The following is a 19,523-nucleotide window of genomic DNA, read 5'->3' on the forward strand; positions in this document are numbered from 1 at the left end:
CAAACTAACAAAGAATCCTCTTTAACAAAATAACAATTTTCAGTATCTGAAATAAATAGATTAATGAAGTGAATGTAAATAAGGCCTTACTTTAATTTCTGAATTTTTTTACCAGCATTTTTTTCATTTAACGACGAATAAGAAAATTTCACATTGTTTTCGTCGGTACTAAAGCCAGAGATTAGAATTCCTTTATTGTAATTGTCAGTAAATGAAGTTTTTCTTACGCTGTCATTTCCCAGCCAGACACCTTGTTTTAAGCCGTCTTTAATAGTTCCTTTTTGAGTTATAGATCCATCGGTTTCTTTGTATTCTCCGTTTCCATCAGCTACAGTTTGGCTTTTATCCTCTTCCCAGTAATTAAGAATCAAAGTTTGGGATTTCTTTGTTTTTGGATCCCAAATATTCTGTTTCTCCCATTTTTTACTTTGATTTTCGTACCAATTAATTTCTTTGCCCGATTTATGATCTTCGGAATAATTTACGACAGATTCTTTTGAGCCATTTTTATAATAGTAAATAAACTCTCCATCTTTTTTCAGATTATCTCTGTCCAAAGTGGCGCCAGTCATTTTCTTTCTGCCGTTTTTGTAAAAATCAGTCACAACATATCTTACACTTTTTTGAGAATAATTGGTAATTACTCTTGTATAAGTGTAGTTTTCTGGTGTAGTTTCGCGATTTAAGGAGTCAAGAAAAATTTTTTTCGAGACCATGTTAATTTGAGCAAATAGATTGGCTGAAATTATCAGAAGCAGAAAAAGGAACGTGTTTCTAGTCATTCAGTCTATTTTTTTTCTATTAAAAATAGTCCTTCTAGAATAGTTTAGCAACTTCTTGATTCACAAATTCCAAAAATCTCTCGTCAGCTTCTGTAAAAGGATCAATAACATGGCTGTCAATATCAATTTGTCCTATATTAACTCCATTAACAAATAACGGAACTACTATTTCTGACTTAACGGTAAAACTGCAGGCAATATAATTATCTTGAGCTTTAACATCTGGCACTACAAAATTGGCGTTGCTTTCTGCTACCTGACCACAAATTCCTTTTCCGAATGGTATAACAGTATGATCTGTTTCTGCCCCAACGTAAGGTCCTAAATGTAAAGTCTTAGCTTCATGATTGGCAAAATAAAAACCAACCCAGTTATAGTATTCTATATTTTCATTTAAAAGCTGACATACAGCTAATAATTTTTCGTCTCTATTTGATTCATTGCCAGTAATAATGGCTGTTATTTGTGGTTGTAATTCTTGAAATGTCATGATGTAAAATTTTATACAAAAGTATTTAAAGCTGAACTCAAAAAATACATAAATTTGAAAAAAAATTCTCTTGAAAAAATATTTAGTTCAGTTTAGGCCATTTTTACTTTTTGTTAGCATCTTTTTCTTGACATATATTGTTCTGACTTTGCTTTATAAATTGTATTTAAACAGTTATCAAGCTAATGATCTTGACGGTATAAGCATGATTACAGGCGCCAATACAGAGCAGTTGCTGCAGTTTTTTAACTACGATATCAGTATTCAAAAAAGTATTCAGGATCCGTGGTTAAAAATTATAATTAACGAAAAATACGTAGCCCGTATAACAGAAGGCTGTAATGCTGTTAGTGTAATGATTCTTTTTGTTTCTTTTGTTGCTGCCTTTTCTGGAAAGTTTAAAAAGACTTTATTATTTATACTCTTTGGGCTTATTTCTATTTATATTTTAAATGTTATTAGAATTGCATTTTTAACGGTTCTTGTATTTTATTTTCCAGCACAAAATGACTTTCTTCACGGAATTGTGTTTCCATTGATTATTTATGGATATGTCTTTGTTTTATGGATTTTCTGGATTAATAAGTTTTCAAAATATGCTAAATAGTTTAAGAGACAATAAGTTTAAAATCTTAATTGCAATACTTGTTGTAATCGGATTTGCATTTATAAGAGCTTTTGAAAAACAATTGTTCTATGATCCTTTTTTGAACTATTTTAAAAATGATTTTCACAATCTGCCATATCCTCAGGTTGAAGAATTAAAGCTTTTTTTCGGACTTTTATCTCGTTACTTTTTAAATTCAGTTTTGTCTTTGGTGTTGATTTATGCATTATTTCAAGATCGAGATATTTTTAAGTTTAGCTTGATTATATATAGTTTGTTTCTAATAGTGCTTTTGGTAATGTTCTATGTAATTCTAGAATATTTTCCTGATGCTGGCTGGCTTCTTTTCTATGTAAGAAGATTCATAATTCAGCCTATTTTAGTGCTTTTGTTTATCCCTGGATTCTACTATCAGCTTCAGAATTCTAAAAAATAACATTTATTTTAGTTTTTTATCGATTGTTTTTTGAATAGCTTTGCAGCATGAATTTAAAAAAGTGTACAGGACTGTTTTTGGCGTTCCTTTTATTGGTTTCCAATATTGGGTTTGCTTTTGATGTACACTATTGCGGAGGAAAAATTGCTTCCGTTTCATTAAATACAACAGTAGAGCCGGTAGTAGAAAAAAAATGCTGCGTTTCAAAAGAGAAAAAGAATTCTTGCTGTAAGGATAAAATTGTTCATTTTGAAAAAAAATCGGACAATGCAACTTTCAAATTTTTCTTTTTTCAGTTAGCTTTTCCAGCTGTTTTTCAAGACTACAAACCTTTAGTCTTTTTAGCGCTTCCAAATTTTAAAAAGAAAGAAGTCCTTTCGTATTATTCTGATGCGAATGCGCCCCCCTTATTTAAATTATACCATCAGTATATTTTCTATTCCTGATATTAATGTGAAAGATGCAGTGCAAGTTTTGTCTAAAAACTTCGCATTTACATTTTGATTGGTTTTGTTTCAAACAAACATCAAAAATGTAATTCTATTCAACATTAAAATCATTTTTATGCAAAAAAATATAATGCTTTTTATGGCGTTTTTGTTTTCCGTTGCTGCTTTTTCGCAGGAAGATTTAGAGGAAGTAAAAATCAATAAAAAGCAAAAAGGAATTAAAAAATCCTTCACAGTAACAGCCAATACATCTCTAATTACAAGTAAGGAACTGCTTAAAGCAGCTTGTTGTAATCTGGCCGAAAGTTTCGAAACAAATCCATCAATCGACGTCAATTTTTCTGATGCTTTAACGGGAACTAAGCAAATTAAAATGCTTGGTTTAACCAGTCCTTATTTAATGATTACCGAGGAAAATATTCCTTCTGTTCGAGGGGCTTCTCAAGCTTATGGGTTATCATTTACACCAGGAACGTGGATCGAAAGCGTTCAGATTACCAAAGGTGCCGGAAGTGTTATAAACGGCTACGAAAGTATTTCTGGTCAAATCAACACAGAACTTTTAAAACCTTTGAGTGATATTCCTTTCTTCTTGAATGCTTATGGTTCAACAGATTCTCGTTTTGAATTAAATACCCATTTTAATAAAAAGCTATCCAATAAATGGGCTACAAGTTTATTTGTTCACGGAAACACACGTGTGGCAAAAAACGACATGAACAATGACGGATTTTTGGATAATCCTTTAGGGAAGCAAATCAATGTTTTAAACCGTTACCAATATTACAATCCAGAAAGTGGTTTGGTAAGTTTTATCAATTTCAGGTATATGAATGATAAAAAACAAACGGGAGAAGTTGATTTTGATAAAGACCGCGATCGTGGCACGACCAATTTGTGGGGATCTGAAATTAACACAGAACGTTTTGATGTGTCAACAAAAATAGGTTACGTTTTTAAAGACATGCCTTATCAAAGTATTGGTTTTCAAAATGCTTTCAACACTCATAAACAAGATTCTTATTTTGGTTTAAATCTGTACGATATCAAACAAAATAGTTTTTATTCTAATTTGATTTTCAATTCCATCATAAACAATACAATGCATAAGTTTACGACTGGTTTGAATTTTACCTACGATCAATATCAGGAATTTGTGAATGTTACTGATTACAGCCGAATCGATAATTCGGTTGGAGCATTCTTCGAATATACTTATGATAATACCGATAATTTTAGTTTGATTTTAGGAGGAAGAGTTGATAATCATAATCGATTGGGATTTTTTGTAACTCCGAGATTGCACATGCGATATAATCCTTGGAAAAACGGTGTTATTCGTTTTTCTGCAGGAAGAGGAAAACGTACAGCTAATATTTTTGCCGAAAACCAACAGCTTTTTGCAAGTTCGAGAGCATTTTCAATTTTGGATTCCAGCGGAAAAGTATATGGTTTAAATCCAGAAATTGCTTGGAATTATGGGGTGAGTTTTTCACAGAAATTCACTTTATTCAATAGAAATGCAGACGCAGGTTTTGATTTCTACCGTACCGATTTCCAAAATCAAGCTGTTGTAGATTTAATGCAGAGTCCGCAGCAAGTATTGTTTTATGATTTAAAAGGAAGTTCATTTGCAAACAGCCTTCAAGTAGAGTTTAATTACGAGCTGATTCATAATTTAAATTTAAGAACGGCATACAAATATTACGACATTCAAACCGATTATTTGAGAGGTACATTTCAGCGGCCATTGCAGGCTAAGCATCGTTTCTTGGGTAATTTAGAGTACGAAACAATCTGGAATGATGATAAACAATGGAGGTTTGATTTTACTTATAACTGGTCAGGAAAACAACAATTGCCTTATACGGCTTCAAATCCTGAGACAGATCAATTTCCAGATTTTTCACCTGCATATGCTGTGATGAATGCGCAGGTTACCCGCGTTTTTTCTTCTGTTTTTGAAGTATATATTGGAGGAGAAAACATTGGAAATTACAAACAAGAAAAAGCAATTTTAGGTACAGAAAATCCTTTTGGACCAAATTTTGATGCTTCTGTAGCATACGCGCCAATTTTTGGACAAATGTATTACGCAGGATTAAGATTTAAAATTAAATAAACAAGCAATAGTAATTACAGTAATAAATTTCGATAACATTAATAATAAATAAGATGAACAAGATAGTTTTAATCGCAATGATTACTTTTTTAGGATTTTCGGCTCAGGCTCAAACTAAAAAAAATAAAAATTTAAAATACACAACAGAAGTAAATGGTAACTGCGAGCAATGTAAGAAACGAATTGAAAAAGCAGCTTATGGTGTGCCAGGCGTAAAAACTGCCAGCTGGGATATAAGTTCACATCAACTTTCGGTAATTTTAAACGAAGAGAAATCTTCTCCTATAGATTTAAATACCGCAGTTGCCAAAGCGGGGCATGATACAAAAGAAGTTAAAGCGACAACAGCAGATTATGATAATTTACATAGTTGCTGCAAGTACGTAAGAGAATAATTATTTTTTAAGCCCAAGCTTTAGTTTGGGCTTTTTTTAATAGTTAATTTATGTTTAAAATACTGCATTTTATTGTGGTTAATGTAAATTATTGTTACTTTCACGAACTTATATAGATAACCAACTTCGTTTTATGAATAATTTTGATTGGACCCAGTTAATAAACCCTGAATTTTACATTACTTTAAGTGTCGGAGGTTTTCAGATTGGGTTGTTTATTGTGCTGTTTATAGTATTTGCTGAAACAGGGCTTTTTGCAGGTTTTTTTCTGCCTGGAGATAGTTTGCTTTTTTTAGCAGGTATTTATAGCCGCGACTTAATTGAAAATGTCTTAATTATTCCTAACGATTTTTTAAATGTGTTATTACTTTCAACTGCAGTTGCGGTAATGGGAGTTTTAGGAAATATGACAGGTTATTGGTTTGGAGCTAAAAGCGGTTATTATTTGTTTAAAAAAGAAGATACGTTTTGGTTTAAGAAAAAATATTTACTTCAATCAAAAGATTTCTTCGAGAAATATGGAGGTAAGGCGATTATTTACGCAAGATTCCTTCCGATTTTTAGAACATTTGCTCCAATAGTTGCAGGAATCGTTTCGATGGACAAGAAGAAGTTTATGTTTTTTAATGTGTTAAGTTCTTTTCTTTGGTCATTCATATTGATTTTTGCAGGACATTATTTGTACGGCATCTTTTTAAAACAAGGAATAGATTTAAAGAAACATATCGAATATATCATTATAATTATTGTTATCATATCAACGTTTCCAGTCTTAGTGAAACTCTTAAAAAAGAGACCAAGCGAAAAAATATAAATACAGAAAAGTCCGAAGCTTCAAAAACTTCGGACTTTTTTATTTCCTATTCAAGGTGAATATAATTCTATTTGTATAAATGAATTCTTTAGTGTTTTAATATAGCCCACGGTTTTAACCGTGGGCTATATTAAAAAGAGACCAAGCGAAAAAATATAAATAAAAAAGTTCGAAGCTTCAAAACTTCGGACTTTCTTATTTCCTATTCAAGGGAGATATAATTCTATTTGTATAAATGGATTCTTTTGTGTTTGATATAGCCCGCGGCTTCAACCGTGGGAACTCTTAAAAAAGAGACCAAGCGAAAAAATATAAATACAGAAAAGTCCGAAGCTTCAAAAACTTCGGACTTTTTTATTTCCTATTCAAGGTGAATATAATTCTATTTGTATAAATGAATTCTTTAGTGTTTTAATATAGCCCACGGTTTTAACCGTGGGCTATATTAAAAAGAGACCAAGCGAAAAAATATAAATAAAAAAGTTCGAAGCTTCAAAACTTCGGACTTTCTTATTTCCTATTCAAGGGAGATATAATTCTATTTGTATAAATGGATTCTTTTGTGTTTGATATAGCCCGCGGCTTCAACCGTGGGAACTCTTAAAAAAGAGACCAAGCGAAAAAATATAAATACAGAAAAGTCCGAAGCTTCAAAAACTTCGGACTTTTTTATTTCCTATTCAAGGTGAATATAATTCTATTTGTATAAATGAATTCTTTAGTGTTTTAATATAGCCCACGGTTTTAACCGTGGGAACTTATTAAAAAGAGACCAAGCGAAAAAATATAAATACAGAAAAAGTCCGAAGCTTCAAAACTTCGGACTTTTTTATTTTGGTATTTATTAGAATTAATTCTCTTTATATAAAAAATGAATTCAAGTATTTTAATATTACAATAGTTTCAACCATAGAAATACAAATGCAGATTATTATATTTTAAATTGGCAACAACCATTAGCAATTAACAATTAACCATTAACCATTAACCATTAACAATTATCAAACCTACCATTCATTTACTTTATTCGCGTCCATTTTAAGGAAAATAAACAACAATATAGTAAAGCCCCAAAGTCCAGAACCTCCGTAAGAAAAGAAGGGCAGAGGAACCCCGATTGTAGGGAAAATTCCAATTACCATTGCAATATTTACAAAGAAGTGTATAAATAGAATTCCGGCGACACAATATCCGTAGACTCGGCTGAATTTAGTTTTCTGCCTTTCGGCTAAATAAATTACGCGAAGCAATAGTCCAACGAAAAGAGCAATAACTGTTAGAGAGCCTGCAAAACCCCATTCTTCACCAACTGTTGTAAAGATATAATCGGTATGCTGCTCTGGAACGAAACCACCTTTGGTTTGTGTTCCTTCCAAGAAACCTTTTCCAATCCATCCTCCAGACCCAATTGCGATTTCAGACTGGTTGGTATTGTATCCAATACCTTTCATGTCTACAGTTTTACCCAATAAAATATTGAAACGGTCTCTATGGTGTTGTTTAAAAACGTTATCAAAAACATAATCAACAGAAAAAACAAAACCAGAGATTAAGACTAATAATATAGCGCTCAAAATTATATTTCGATCAACAGCCCTGCCTTTGAAATGGATAATGGCTAAGACAACAAATGCGATTATGACTACTACATAAGGTTCTAATACCAATGTAAGTACAAAAAGAACAATAGTGATAAAAGCAGTCCATACGTACCAAGATGGTAAACCTTCTCTGTAAAGAACAAGTATAAAAACACTATAAATTAACGCACTTCCAGGGTCTGGCTGTGGTAAAATTAATAATACCGGCAAGAACATAATAGCTAAAGCCTGAATCTGTCTATTGGTTTCTTTTAAGTTAATCTGTGTGTCACTTAGGTATTTAGCCAAAGCCAATGACGTTGCGGCTTTTGCAAATTCTGACGGCTGTAAAGTAAAACTTCCTATGGCATACCAGCATCGCTGACCGGCAATTGTTTTTCCAAAAAGGAACAATCCTGCAAGAGATAATAAAGAGACTCCAAAGATAATACTGGCATATTTTTCATAAAACTTACCATCAACAAAAAGAACAACAAATATCAATGGAATTGTACAGCAGATAAAAATAAGCTGTTTTTGATAAGTCCCGTCTGTTGATAACAAAGAAGACGAATAAATATTCAACCAGCCTAAAGTTACCAGCGCAACGTAGATAAAGACACTTATCCAATCGATATTATTTTTTACACTTTGATTTCTCATTTGAAATAATCTTTCTAGTTTTTCTTAGTAGTGTCTACTGCTGTTTTTTTAACTTCAGTTTTCGGTGTTGTGGTAACTGGTGCTTTTGGTTTTACGATTTTGGCTTGTAAAACAGAATCTTTTGGAACAGATTCAATTTTAAGAGCTTCACTTATTCCTCCTAATTTCGCATATTCCGAAAGTAAACTTTTGTTTAATACTCTTATTTCCAAATCAGTTCTTGTGATTTTTTTTCTAAGATATTTTTCAATCATCAAACTCGCAATCGGACCTGCAACTGTTGCTCCAAAACCTCCATTTTCAATCATAACTGCGATAGCAATTTTCGGATTGTCTTTTGGTGCGAAAGCTACAAATATCGAGTGATCTTTTAATTTCTCTCTTTTACCATTTATTTTAGCGTAGTTCTCTGCTGTTCCTGTTTTTCCGCAAATATCGATACCTTCAACTCTAAGCGCATAAGCGGTACCTTTGTTGTACACGTCAAATAAACCACTAATAACAGGCGGGAAATATTTTTGATCGATAGAAGTAACATGTTTAGTAGTAAACTTCTCGTCTATTTTTTCTCCTTCTATCTGTTTAATGATATGAGGTGTGTAATAATAACCTTGATTGGCAACAGTAGCCATCATGTTTGCTAATTGAATTGGAGTCATTAAAACTTCTCCCTGACCAATCGCGTTCGAAACAATAGTTGAACTTCTCCATCCTCCGTTAGGATAAATTCTTTTATAGGTTTTAGAAGTTGGAATATTTCCTTTTTTCCCAGTTGGAAGATCATAACCCATAAATTGTCCTAAACCAAAACTTCTTACGTGATCGCTCCAAACATCAACAGCTTTTCCTGGATCTTTATATTTGTTAATGGTTAACATATATGCTTGACCAAAATAAGTGTTACAAGAATTGTAAATACCATTGTGCAATTGATGTGGACCAAAACCGTGACATTTCATAAATCGACCGCCGCCATAACTAAATCCGTGATGACACATAAAAGTAGTCTGTTCATTAACGACACCTTCTTGAAGTGCAACTAAACCAGTTAAAATTTTAAATGGAGAACCAGGAGGGTATTCTGCTAAAAGTCCTCTGTCGTATAATGGTTTTGCTATCGAATCGCGGTATAAAAGCGTATAATTCTTAGATCTTTGGCGTCCTACCAAAATACCCGGATCGTATGACGGAGCAGTAACAAGCGCCAAGATTTCACCAGATTTAGGCTCAAGAGCAACGATTCCACCTCTTTTATTAATCATTAATTCTTCACCATATTTTTGAAGTTCAGCATCAATAGTTAAATTGATATCTTCTCCAGCAACGGCAATAGTATCGTATTTTCCTTCTTTGTAGGCACCGATTTCTCGGTTGTACTTATCTTTTTGAATGTATTTTACACCTTTTATTCCGCGTAAAATTTCCTCATAGCTTTCTTCAACACCTTGTTTTCCAATTAAATCACCACTATTGTAGTAAGGGTTTTTTGCAATTAATTTTTCGTTAACCTGTGTGATGAAACCAAAAATGTTTGCGCCGTAATCTACTTCATAATCACGAAGAGATCTTTTTTGGAAATAAAAACCTTCATATTTTCTGATTTTTTCCTGAAAAGCAGCAAATTCATTTTTATTCAATTGTGATAGAAAAACTGAAGGTAGTCTCGGGCTGTAAACTTTTGCCTTAGCGACACGCTTATTGTAGTCTTCTTGGGTAATGTTCAAGAGCGCACAAAATTCGGCAATATTAAGGTCTTTCTTTACTTCTCTAGGAATCACCATGATATCATAAGAAGCCTGATTAGCAACTAGAAGTTTTCCATTACGATCATAAATGTAACCTCGTTCAGGATAGTCATAAACTTTTTTGATCGCATTATTTTCTGATTTGAGTTTAAAAGAATCGTCAATAATCTGCAGATAAAATATCCTGATCACTAGCAAAGATGCTGCAATAATAATTATAGTGGGCAGCAGAACTTTTCTCATCGTTTATTGGGCTTAATAAGATAAATTATTATTATCGAGGTGATTATGGTGAAAATAGAGCTAAATAAGGTTCGGAGTAAAATGTCCCAAATAAATTTGAATTGGAAAGCCTCCAAAATAAATAGTACAATGTGGTGCATTAAAACCGAAACCAAAATAAATGAGAATCGCTCTGGCGTTAAAGATTCATTAAGTTTTATCGTTTGGTATTCGTAACTGAGTCCAAAAGAAAACTTGAAAATATAAGGCCTGTAATATGCCAGAATTACACATGCAGTTGCGTGTATTCCGCCGGAATTACAAAACATATCCATGGTTAAGCCAAGTAAAAAGCTGGAAATAATTAAACCTGCTTTATTACTGTTTACTGGATATAAAATTATATACAAAATGTACGGAAAAGGACTTATGTATCCCAAGAAATTCATATTGTTGAAAATAACAATCTGAATTGCCAGCAGCATAATAAATCTGAAAATATTTACCAACAAAGCGCTATTCATTTTTTTCTTTGCTTTTGTTTTCTAAATTAATAAGTTCTTCTCTGTCCTTACTTTTGATCACATACACGTGTCCAAGGTTTGTCATGTCGTTAAATAACTTAACTTTTATGACATAAAAACTGGTATTTTCTTTCTGGTATACAATATCAACTGTTCCGATATTTATTCCCTCTGGGAAAATTACAGATTGGCCTCCTGTTACAATAGTATCACCTTTTCTAATAGACGCTAATCTAGGAACATCTTCTAACTGAACAAATCCAGTGCTTTTTCCATCCCAAGTTAACGAACCAAAGTGATTTGATTTTTTGATCTTAGCATTAATGTGTGATTTCATATTCAAAATACTAACCACAGTTGAATAATTTGGCGAAGTATTGTCTACAACTCCAATAATTCCTAAGCTGTTAATAACACCCATATCTTGTTTAATTCCTTCTTTGCTTCCAGAATTTAAAGTGATATAGTTTTCGTGTGTATTGTATGAGTTGTGAATTACTTTTGATACAATTATATCAGCAGGTTTTACCCCTTTGATACTGTCTGGCAAAGCTGGTTTGGTAGTGTCTTCTTTGTTAAATAAAAGACTTTTTAATCTTGCGTTTTCAAGTACAAGTTCATCATTTTCAGCTCTTAGACTCAAATATTCATTTACACGATTAATTCTTTCATAAACACCGCCGCTTAAAAAATTGGCAGAACTTATTACTCTGCTTCTGTGAAAGGAATGAGATTGAATTGTGAGTCCTAATGAAATACCTAAAAGCAGCAAAAACAGTAGTCTATTACTGTTTCTTATAATAAAATTAAAAATTTGCTGCATTTCTTGTTTGGTTATTTTGTTTCAGGATATGCTTTATGGTTTCAGTTTTTATAAGGATCAAATATTAAAAATCTGATCCTTATAAAAGTAAATTGATTGTTATTTTGAATCTTATTTGATTAAGATGCTTTTAAATTTTGCAATATTTTTAAGGGCCATTCCTGTACCGCGAACAACAGCTCTTAATGGATCTTCTGCAATGTAAACAGGTAAATCTGTTTTTTGAGAAATACGTTTGTCAAGACCTCTCAACATAGATCCACCACCTGCTAAATAGATACCAGTATTGTAAATATCGGCAGCTAACTCTGGTGGAGTCTGAGATAATGTTTCCATTACCGCATCTTCAATACGTTGAATAGATTTATCTAAAGCTTTTGCAATTTCACGGTAAGAAACATCTACTTGTTTTGGTTTCCCTGTAAGTAAATCTCTTCCTTGAACAGACATATCTTCTGGCGGTCCATCTAAATCTTCGATGGCAGCCCCAATTTGAATTTTTATTTTTTCAGCAGTACTTTCTCCAACAAAAAGGTTGTGTTGCGTACGCATGTAATAAACAATATCATTCGTGAAAACGTCACCTGCAATTTTTACAGATTTATCACATACAATACCACCTAAAGCGATTACAGCGATTTCTGTTGTACCACCCCCGATATCAACAATCATGTTTCCTTTTGGCTGCATGATGTCAATTCCAATACCAATTGCAGCGGCCATTGGTTCGTGAATTAAGTAAACTTCTTTTCCGTTTACTCTTTCACAAGATTCTTTTACCGCACGCATTTCAACCTCAGTAATTCCAGAAGGAATACAAACCACCATTCTTAGTGCTGGAGTAAACATTCTCTTTTTTAACGCAGGAATACTTTTAATGAACATATTGATCATTTTTTCTGACGCGTCAAAATCTGCAATTACACCATCTTTTAAAGGCCTTATGGTCTTGATGTTTTCATGCGTTTTACCTTGCATCATGTTGGCTTCTTTACCAACAGCGATGATTTTGCCTGATACTCTATCACGGGCAACGATAGAGGGGCTGTCAATAACAACTTTGTCATTATGAATGATTAAAGTGTTTGCGGTACCAAGGTCTATCGCAATATCCTCGGTCATGAAATCAAAAAATCCCATAAGTTTTTTAGGGGTTTAAAATGTTATAAATTATTTTGAACAAAGTTAAACAAATTAATGTTTAAAATGACGTGTTCCAGTAAATACCATTGCAAGATTATTTTCGTTGCAATAATTTATGCTTAATTCGTCTTTTATTGAACCTCCTGGCTGAATTACTGCTGTAATTCCTGCTTTTTTAGCTAATTCAACACAATCAGGAAACGGGAAAAATGCATCACTTGCCATAGAAGCACCAGTTAAATCAAATCCAAAAGCTTTTGCTTTGTCAACAGCTTGTATTAATGCGTCAACTCTTGATGTCTGACCTGTTCCAGAAGAAATCAATGTTCCGTTTTTAGCAAATACAATAGTGTTTGATTTTGTATTCTTGCAGATTTTAGAAGCAAAGATCAAATCTTCGATCTCTTGAGCAGTAGGTTCTGTAATGGTAACGGTTTTTAAATGCTCTTTATTATCTGTAATATTATTTCTGTCTTGAATTAACAAACCATTAAGACAAGTTCTTACTTGGCGAGATGGTAATTCAACTTCATTTTGAACTAATATAATTCTGTTTTTCTTTTCTTGTAAAACTGTAACTGCCTCATCATCATAAGCTGGAGCAATTACAACTTCGCAAAATAATTTGTTGATTTCCTGAGCTGTGGCTAAATCAATTTTTGTGTTAGAAATTAACACGCCGCCAAATGCAGAAGTAGGATCACAAGCCAAAGCAGCTAAATAAGCTTCGCTGATAGTTTTTCTTGAAGCTAAACCACAAGCATTGTTATGTTTTAAAATCGCGAACGTTGGTCCGTCAGTTTTAAATTCTGCAATTAAATTTACCGCAGCATCAACATCAAGTAAATTGTTGTATGATAATTCTTTTCCGTGAATTTTGTTGAACATTGCATCAAAATCTCCAAAGAAAAATCCTTTTTGGTGTGGGTTTTCACCATATCTTAAAACTTGGCCATTTGCAATGCTTTCTTTGTAAATAGTCTCGTCTGTATTGAAATAATTAAAAATCGCTCCATCGTAGTGAGAAGAAACGTGGAATGCTTTAGTAGCCAATAATCTTCTGTTTTCAAGAGTCGTTGCTCCATCTTGCTCTGTAATTAAATCTAAAAGCAGGCTGTATTCGTTAACCGAAGCAACAATTACAGTGTCTTTGAAATTTTTTGCACCAGCACGGATCAATGAAATACCGCCAATATCAATTTTTTCAATAATATCTTGTTCGCTTGCTCCAGAAGCAACTGTTTTTTCAAAAGGATACAAGTCAACGATAACTAAATCGATTTGAGGAATATCAAATTCCTTCATCTGCTGTACATCACTTTCGTTATCTTGACGATTCAAGATACCGCCGAAAATTTTTGGATGCAAAGTTTTAACTCTTCCTCCAAGAATTTCAGGAAATGAAGTAATGTCTTCAACAGGAACTACAGGAATTCCAAGGTTTTTAATGAAATCTTCAGTTCCTCCAGTAGAATAAAGTGTAACATTTTGTTCGTGTAATTTTCTAACGATTGGTTCTAATCCATCTTTAGAAAAAACAGAAATTAATGCCGATTGTATTTTTTTAGTTGTGCTCATTGTGTAGTTATAATTTTGAGACTGCAAAAGTAGTTTTTTTATACATTATTTTAAAAAAAATAGTGTAACAAAATGCTAAAAAAATCTACTGATGAGTAAGTTAACTTTTATTAGGTTTTTGATTTTAAATTATTGAATTTTACTTTATTGAAAAATACATAAATATGCTTGTTTATTTAAGATTATTAAAAGAAAGTCTGAGCTTTGCCATCAATGCTTTGCGAAATAATAAATTGCGTACTTTATTGTCGCTTTTAGGTGTTACAATAGGTATTTTTTCAATCATCGCTGTTTTGGCTGCAGTTGATTCTTTAGATAAAAAAATCTCTAAAGATTTGAGCAGTTTAGATAAAAATACGATTTATTTAATGAAATTTAACTTTGGGCCTTCAGAAATTCCACAATGGAAAAGAGAACAGTTTCCAAATGTAAAGTATGATGAATATATTGCTCTGAAAAATTCAATGAATGATACGGATCAAGTAGCCTATCAGCTTTTCGTAAATAGAGAAAGTTTAAAATACGATTCTAAAACAGTCAGCGATGTAAATATTGTTCCTTCGTCAAGCGAAATGGTCGATATTGACGGATTAACTTTTGATAAAGGAAGATTTTATAACGAATCAGAATCCAATTCAGGTACGGCAGTTATTGTTCTTGGATATGATATTGCTGACGGACTTTTTGGTTCAAGTGACCCAATTGGAAAAAATATTCGTTTGTACGGACAGCGATTTACCGTTATTGGCGTAATGGCAAAACAAGGAGCTGGTTTTTTTGGAGACAGCAATGATACGTCGGTTTATCTTCCGGCTAATTTTTTACGCAGAATGTACGGCGACAGCGATGCTATGACTCCAGTAATTGTTCTTAAGCCAGTTAAAGGTGTCGACATGGAAGCTTACAAAGCCCAAATAGCTCAAAAATTGCGCTCGATTCGAGGAATGAAAGCAGGAGAGATGGATAATTTCTTTATTAATGTGCTTTCTGGATTTACCGATTTTATTGATGGAATTTTGGGACAGATGAATGTTGTAGGATGGATAATAAGCGGATTTTCTCTTCTTGTTGGCGGTTTCGGAATTGCTAATATTATGTTCGTTTCGGTTAAAGAAAGAACAAATCTTATCGGAATTCAAAAGTCGTTAGGAGCGAAAAATAAATTTATCTTATTCCAATTTTTGTTCGAAGCTGTAATTTTATCTGTAATCGGTGGAATTATTGGTCTTCTTATGGTTTGGGGAATTGCTGTTGCTTTAACCAAACTGCTTGATTTCGAATTTGTTTTAAGTTTAGGAAATATTCTTTTAGGAACTGGTTTAGCCGCTTTTATTGGTTTAGTTTCTGGAATATTACCTGCTATTTCTGCTTCAAATCTAGATCCTGTTGAAGCTATTCGAACGGGAATGTAAATATTTGTTTTGTGTTGTATAACTATAAATTTTGAGGAATATAAATTGTTAGGTATTGGTGTGTAGATAATTTAAATCAATAAGAATGAGCTTTATCCTAAAAAATGTCGATACAGTTGAGTCTATTTCTAGAGAGGATTTTAAAAAGAACTATTTAGATAAAAGAAAGCCACTAATTATAAAAGGATTGACAAAAGACTGGCCTGCACGAGAAAAGTGGTCTACAGATTATTTTAAAGAAATTGCAGGAGATATTGAGGTAAAGCTGGTTGATAATTCTAAAGCAGATCCCAAAAAAGTAATTAATGCCTCTATCTCCAATATGAAATTTGGGGATTATCTTGATTTAATAAAAAGAGAGCCAACGCAGCTGCGTATTTTTTTCTTCAATCTTTTCAAGCACAGACCTGAATTAATCAATGATGTAAAAATTCCCAAAGAATTAATGGGCGGTTTTATAGAAAGTATGCCTGCCATGTTTTTTGGAGGTTCGCAAGCTTTTACTTTTTTACATTACGATATCGATCTGCCACATCTTTTCCACACGCATTTTGGAGGAAGAAAACATATTATATTATTTGATAATAAATGGAAAAAAAGACTTTACTGTATTCCAAATACTACTTACGCTTTAGAAGATTATGATGTTGCGAATCCAGATTTTGAAAAATTCCCTGCTCTAAAAGGTGTTGAAGGTTACGAGGTTTTTCTGGAACACGGTGATACTTTATTCATGCCGACCGGAATGTGGCACTGGATGCGCTACATTGATGGTTCTTTCTCTTTGAGTCTTCGTGCATGGGATCAATCTATAACTCGAAAAATGGCTAGTGTTTGGAGTTTGTTTATGCATGGCGCAGTTGACAGCGCTGTGAAAATAGTTTTTAGAGAACGATATGCAATTTGGAGAGAGAAGTTAGCTTTTAAAATTGCGGATAAAGAATTGAGAAAGGATTTGAAAAAAGCGAGGTAATTTATTTTATTGTCTTTTCTAGTTTTGGTTTTATGAAAGGAAATGTAATTCTGTCTTTATCCCATTTAATGTTTTCTGACTTATAAATTTCATTACGTTTCATATACTTCAAAACAGTGTCCTCTTCTTGAGTTGTTTTTCTTATTAAAAAACTAATGTTTTTTTTATTCAAATAATCAAAAAGCAAGTTGTTTTTAATAGTGTCATTTTGAGAAGCAATGATTAAAATTTTTTTATGTTCTTCTTTTGTTGGAATATTTTTTGAAAGAAAATTAATGATTATTGCTTGTGGGACTTTCATTATATTGTTTGGTTTTAAAGCTATAAAATGCGGCACAGTATCACTTGCGGGTATTGTTCCACATCCGTATCTCATAAATTCTTTTTGATAATAATAGTAATCTCCTTTATTATCAATAATAAGCTGGTTTCCTGAATAGAAACCTCTCGGAGGTGGCGGACTTTTTGGATTTCTTTTTTGTAATGAGTCATAATAATTTTGAAGTTTTCTGTCTTCATAAGAAATGATGTAATCTTTATGTTTTACAGTCGTATTTTCTTCTTTTTTACTGCAATTCAGAAAAATAAAACAAATCATAAAACCAATAAAAATTCTCGCCATAGAAATAAGATTTAAAATTAAAGATATAAAAAAATCCCATCAGGCGAAGCGAATGGGATTTTATATGTTTTAGAAGTTTAAAAACTATCTAATATCATTATTTTGAATCAAATCGATATACAAGTTAATCTTATCTTTTAATTCTTTTCTAGGCGTGATAAAGTCTAAGAAACCGTGCTCTAATAAGAACTCAGCAGTTTGGAAACCTTCTGGTAAATCTTTTCCTGTAGTATCACGAACAACACGCGGACCAGCAAAACCAATCAAAGCGCCTGGCTCAGAGATATTGATGTCTCCTAACATTGCGTAAGATGCAGTTGTTCCTCCAGTTGTTGGATCTGTACAAAGAGAGATATAAGGTAATTTAGCTTCAGCTAACTGCGCTAATTTTACAGAAGTTTTTGCTAATTGCATTAAAGAATAAGCAGCTTCCATCATACGAGCTCCACCAGATTTAGAAATCATTACAAAAGGAAGTTTGTTTTTGATCGCGTGATCAATTCCTCTTGCGATTTTTTCACCTACAACTGCTCCCATAGATCCACCAATAAAGGCAAAATCCATACAGCATATTACAAGTTCTCTTCCTTTAGATTTTCCTACTCCAGTACGTACAGCGTCTTTAAGATGAGTTTTTTCCATTACATCTTTCAATCTCTCTGCGTATTTTTTTGTATCCACAAAATGCAAAGGATCTTTTGATGTCATGTTTTTATCTAACTCAACAAACTCGTTGTTGTCGAATAAAATTTCAAAATAGGTTGCGCTTCCAATTCGAACGTGAAAATCATCTTCAGGACTTACGAATAAGTTTCTCGCTAATTCGTCTGCATCAATAATTTTTCCAGTAGGAGATTTGTACCACAATCCTTTCGGAACGTCCATCTTGTCTTCTGTCGCGGTCGTAATCCCTTTTTCTTGTCTTTTAAACCAAGCCATTTGTTCTAGTTTTCAGTGTTCAGTAAATCAAATTTCAGTGTTCAGTTTATTGATTTAGTGTTCAGTTTGAAACTGAACACTAAAAACTGAATACTGTTTACTTTTATAAAGTGTTTACGTTATTCAAGTCAGCAAAAGCTTGTTCAAGTCTTGCGTTGAATGTTACTTCGCTTTCACGAACCCATCTTCTTGGATCGTAATATTTTTTGTTAGGAACATCAGCACCTTCTGGGTTACCAATTTGTGATTTCAAATAGTCAAGATTTTTAACCATATAATCACGGATTCCTTCAGTATATGCAAATTGTAAATCTGTATCAATGTTCATTTTGATAACTCCGTAGCTAATTCCTTCTCTGATTTCTTCAAGTGTAGAACCTGAACCTCCGTGGAAAACGAAATCTACTGGATTGTGTCCAGTGTTGAATTTGTTTTGTACGAAATCTTGAGAATTTTTTAAGATTTTTGGAGTTAATTTTACGTTTCCTGGTTTGTAAACACCGTGAACGTTTCCAAAAGCAGCAGCAATTGTAAATTTAGGACTTACTTTAGATAATTCTTCGTAAGCATAAGCTACTTCTTCTGGCTGTGTATATAATTTTGAGCTGTCAACATCAGAGTTGTCAACACCATCTTCTTCTCCACCTGTAATACCAAGCTCGATTTCCAATGTCATACCCATTTTACTCATTCTAGCTAAGTATTCTTTACAGATCTCGATATTTTCTTCGATTGGCTCCTCAGACAAATCGATCATATGAGAACTGAATAATGGTTTTCCTGTTTCTGCAAAATGTTTTTCAGAAGCATCTAATAAACCATCGATCCAAGGCAATAATTTTTTTGCACAGTGGTCAGTATGTAAGATTACAGTTGCTCCGTAAGCTTCTGCTAATGCATGAATGTGTTTTGCTCCAGCGATTCCACCAGCGATTGCTGCTTTTTCACCAGCATTTGATAATCCTTTTCCAGCGTTGAATTGTGCTCCTCCGTTAGAAAATTGAATGATAACCGGCGCATTTAATTTTGCTGCAGTTTCTAGAACTCCATTAATTGTGCTAGATCCTGTAACGTTTACTGCAGGTAAAGCAAATCCTTTTTCTTTCGCATAGTTAAAGATTTCCTGAACTTGATCTCCTGTAGCTACTCCGGGTTTGATATTGTGTGCCATTGTAATTTTTTTTATAGTTGTTTTTAGTTTTTA

Annotated in this window: 19 protein-coding genes; 8 read left to right on the forward strand and 11 right to left on the reverse strand. The window is 32.8% G+C overall.

What is annotated here, in order from left to right:
- Positions 1–86: 86 nt before the first annotated feature.
- Together BSF42_RS07875 and BSF42_RS07880 are read right to left on the reverse strand one after the other, a co-directional pair.
- Positions 87–716 carry a hypothetical protein gene (locus BSF42_RS07875; RefSeq protein WP_253251014.1) on the reverse strand — a complete coding sequence of 210 codons (630 nt, stop codon included), beginning with the start codon at positions 714–716 and terminating at the stop codon, positions 87–89.
- Positions 717–816: 100 nt separating this feature from the next.
- Positions 817–1,272: a GAF domain-containing protein gene (locus BSF42_RS07880; RefSeq protein WP_095952543.1), complete on the reverse strand. Its 456-nt coding sequence runs from the start codon at positions 1,270–1,272 to the stop codon at positions 817–819.
- 70 nt (positions 1,273–1,342) lie between these two features.
- Between BSF42_RS07880 and xrtF the strand changes: the two genes are divergently transcribed.
- From xrtF to BSF42_RS07910, 6 genes are all read left to right on the forward strand, one after another.
- Positions 1,343–1,879, forward strand: a complete 537-nt coding sequence (gene xrtF, locus BSF42_RS07885) for an exosortase family protein XrtF (protein WP_095952544.1) — start codon at positions 1,343–1,345, stop codon at positions 1,877–1,879.
- The gene (locus BSF42_RS07890; RefSeq protein ID WP_095952731.1) at positions 1,869–2,315 is read left to right on the forward strand and encodes an exosortase F system-associated protein; all 447 of its coding nucleotides are present in this window, start codon (positions 1,869–1,871) and stop codon (positions 2,313–2,315) included. The genes xrtF and BSF42_RS07890 overlap by 11 nt, the downstream gene beginning before the upstream one ends.
- A gap of 47 nt (positions 2,316–2,362) precedes the next feature.
- On the forward strand, positions 2,363–2,761 hold the full coding sequence (locus BSF42_RS07895; protein ID WP_095952545.1) for a hypothetical protein: 399 nt from the start codon (positions 2,363–2,365) through the stop codon (positions 2,759–2,761).
- A gap of 118 nt (positions 2,762–2,879) precedes the next feature.
- Positions 2,880–4,886, forward strand: coding sequence for a TonB-dependent siderophore receptor (locus BSF42_RS07900; RefSeq protein WP_095952732.1), 2,007 nt, complete (start codon positions 2,880–2,882; stop codon positions 4,884–4,886).
- A gap of 53 nt (positions 4,887–4,939) precedes the next feature.
- Positions 4,940–5,281: a heavy-metal-associated domain-containing protein gene (locus tag BSF42_RS07905; RefSeq protein WP_095952546.1), complete on the forward strand. Its 342-nt coding sequence runs from the start codon at positions 4,940–4,942 to the stop codon at positions 5,279–5,281.
- 133 nt (positions 5,282–5,414) lie between these two features.
- Positions 5,415–6,095 carry a DedA family protein gene (locus BSF42_RS07910; protein WP_095952547.1) on the forward strand — a complete coding sequence of 227 codons (681 nt, stop codon included), beginning with the start codon at positions 5,415–5,417 and terminating at the stop codon, positions 6,093–6,095.
- A gap of 1,007 nt (positions 6,096–7,102) precedes the next feature.
- On the opposite strand, the gene rodA is transcribed toward BSF42_RS07910, so the two are convergent.
- From rodA to purH, 6 genes are all read right to left on the reverse strand, one after another.
- Complete coding sequence (gene rodA, locus BSF42_RS07915) at positions 7,103–8,338, reverse strand: rod shape-determining protein RodA (protein ID WP_095952548.1); 1,236 nt, start codon at positions 8,336–8,338, stop codon at positions 7,103–7,105.
- A gap of 14 nt (positions 8,339–8,352) precedes the next feature.
- Positions 8,353–10,326 carry a penicillin-binding protein 2 gene (gene mrdA / locus BSF42_RS07920; RefSeq protein ID WP_095952549.1) on the reverse strand — a complete coding sequence of 658 codons (1,974 nt, stop codon included), beginning with the start codon at positions 10,324–10,326 and terminating at the stop codon, positions 8,353–8,355.
- Positions 10,323–10,829 (reverse strand): rod shape-determining protein MreD, encoded by a 507-nt coding sequence (locus BSF42_RS07925; protein ID WP_095952550.1) that lies wholly within the window; start codon positions 10,827–10,829, stop codon positions 10,323–10,325. Before BSF42_RS07925 ends, mrdA begins: the two co-directional genes overlap by 4 nt.
- Complete coding sequence (gene mreC / locus BSF42_RS07930) at positions 10,822–11,652, reverse strand: rod shape-determining protein MreC (protein ID WP_095952551.1); 831 nt, start codon at positions 11,650–11,652, stop codon at positions 10,822–10,824. Before mreC ends, BSF42_RS07925 begins: the two co-directional genes overlap by 8 nt.
- A 111-nt stretch (positions 11,653–11,763) precedes the next feature.
- Entirely contained in the window at positions 11,764–12,792 is a 1,029-nt protein-coding gene (locus BSF42_RS07935; RefSeq protein ID WP_008466528.1) for a rod shape-determining protein, read from the reverse strand.
- A 54-nt stretch (positions 12,793–12,846) separates the two neighbouring features.
- Entirely contained in the window at positions 12,847–14,373 is a 1,527-nt protein-coding gene (purH, locus tag BSF42_RS07940) for a bifunctional phosphoribosylaminoimidazolecarboxamide formyltransferase/IMP cyclohydrolase (protein WP_095952552.1), read from the reverse strand.
- Positions 14,374–14,537: 164 nt separating this feature from the next.
- Here purH and BSF42_RS07945 point away from each other — a divergent pair, with 164 nt between their 5' ends.
- Complete coding sequence (locus tag BSF42_RS07945; protein ID WP_095952553.1) at positions 14,538–15,785, forward strand: ABC transporter permease; 1,248 nt, start codon at positions 14,538–14,540, stop codon at positions 15,783–15,785.
- A gap of 85 nt (positions 15,786–15,870) precedes the next feature.
- Complete coding sequence (locus tag BSF42_RS07950; protein ID WP_095952554.1) at positions 15,871–16,758, forward strand: cupin-like domain-containing protein; 888 nt, start codon at positions 15,871–15,873, stop codon at positions 16,756–16,758.
- A gap of 1 nt (position 16,759) precedes the next feature.
- Here BSF42_RS07950 and BSF42_RS07955 read toward each other — a convergent pair whose 3' ends face one another.
- From BSF42_RS07955 to fbaA, 3 genes are all read right to left on the reverse strand, one after another.
- Positions 16,760–17,380 carry a hypothetical protein gene (locus tag BSF42_RS07955; protein WP_095952555.1) on the reverse strand — a complete coding sequence of 207 codons (621 nt, stop codon included), beginning with the start codon at positions 17,378–17,380 and terminating at the stop codon, positions 16,760–16,762.
- 84 nt (positions 17,381–17,464) lie between these two features.
- The gene (accD, locus tag BSF42_RS07960; protein WP_026728501.1) at positions 17,465–18,319 is read right to left on the reverse strand and encodes an acetyl-CoA carboxylase, carboxyltransferase subunit beta; all 855 of its coding nucleotides are present in this window, start codon (positions 18,317–18,319) and stop codon (positions 17,465–17,467) included.
- A gap of 103 nt (positions 18,320–18,422) precedes the next feature.
- Positions 18,423–19,490, reverse strand: coding sequence for a class II fructose-bisphosphate aldolase (gene fbaA / locus BSF42_RS07965; RefSeq protein ID WP_026983882.1), 1,068 nt, complete (start codon positions 19,488–19,490; stop codon positions 18,423–18,425).
- Positions 19,491–19,523 lie beyond the last annotated feature (33 nt).

It is taken from the genome of Flavobacterium sp. ACN6, from assembly GCF_002304005.1.
Classification (GTDB): Bacteria; Bacteroidota; Bacteroidia; order Flavobacteriales; family Flavobacteriaceae; genus Flavobacterium.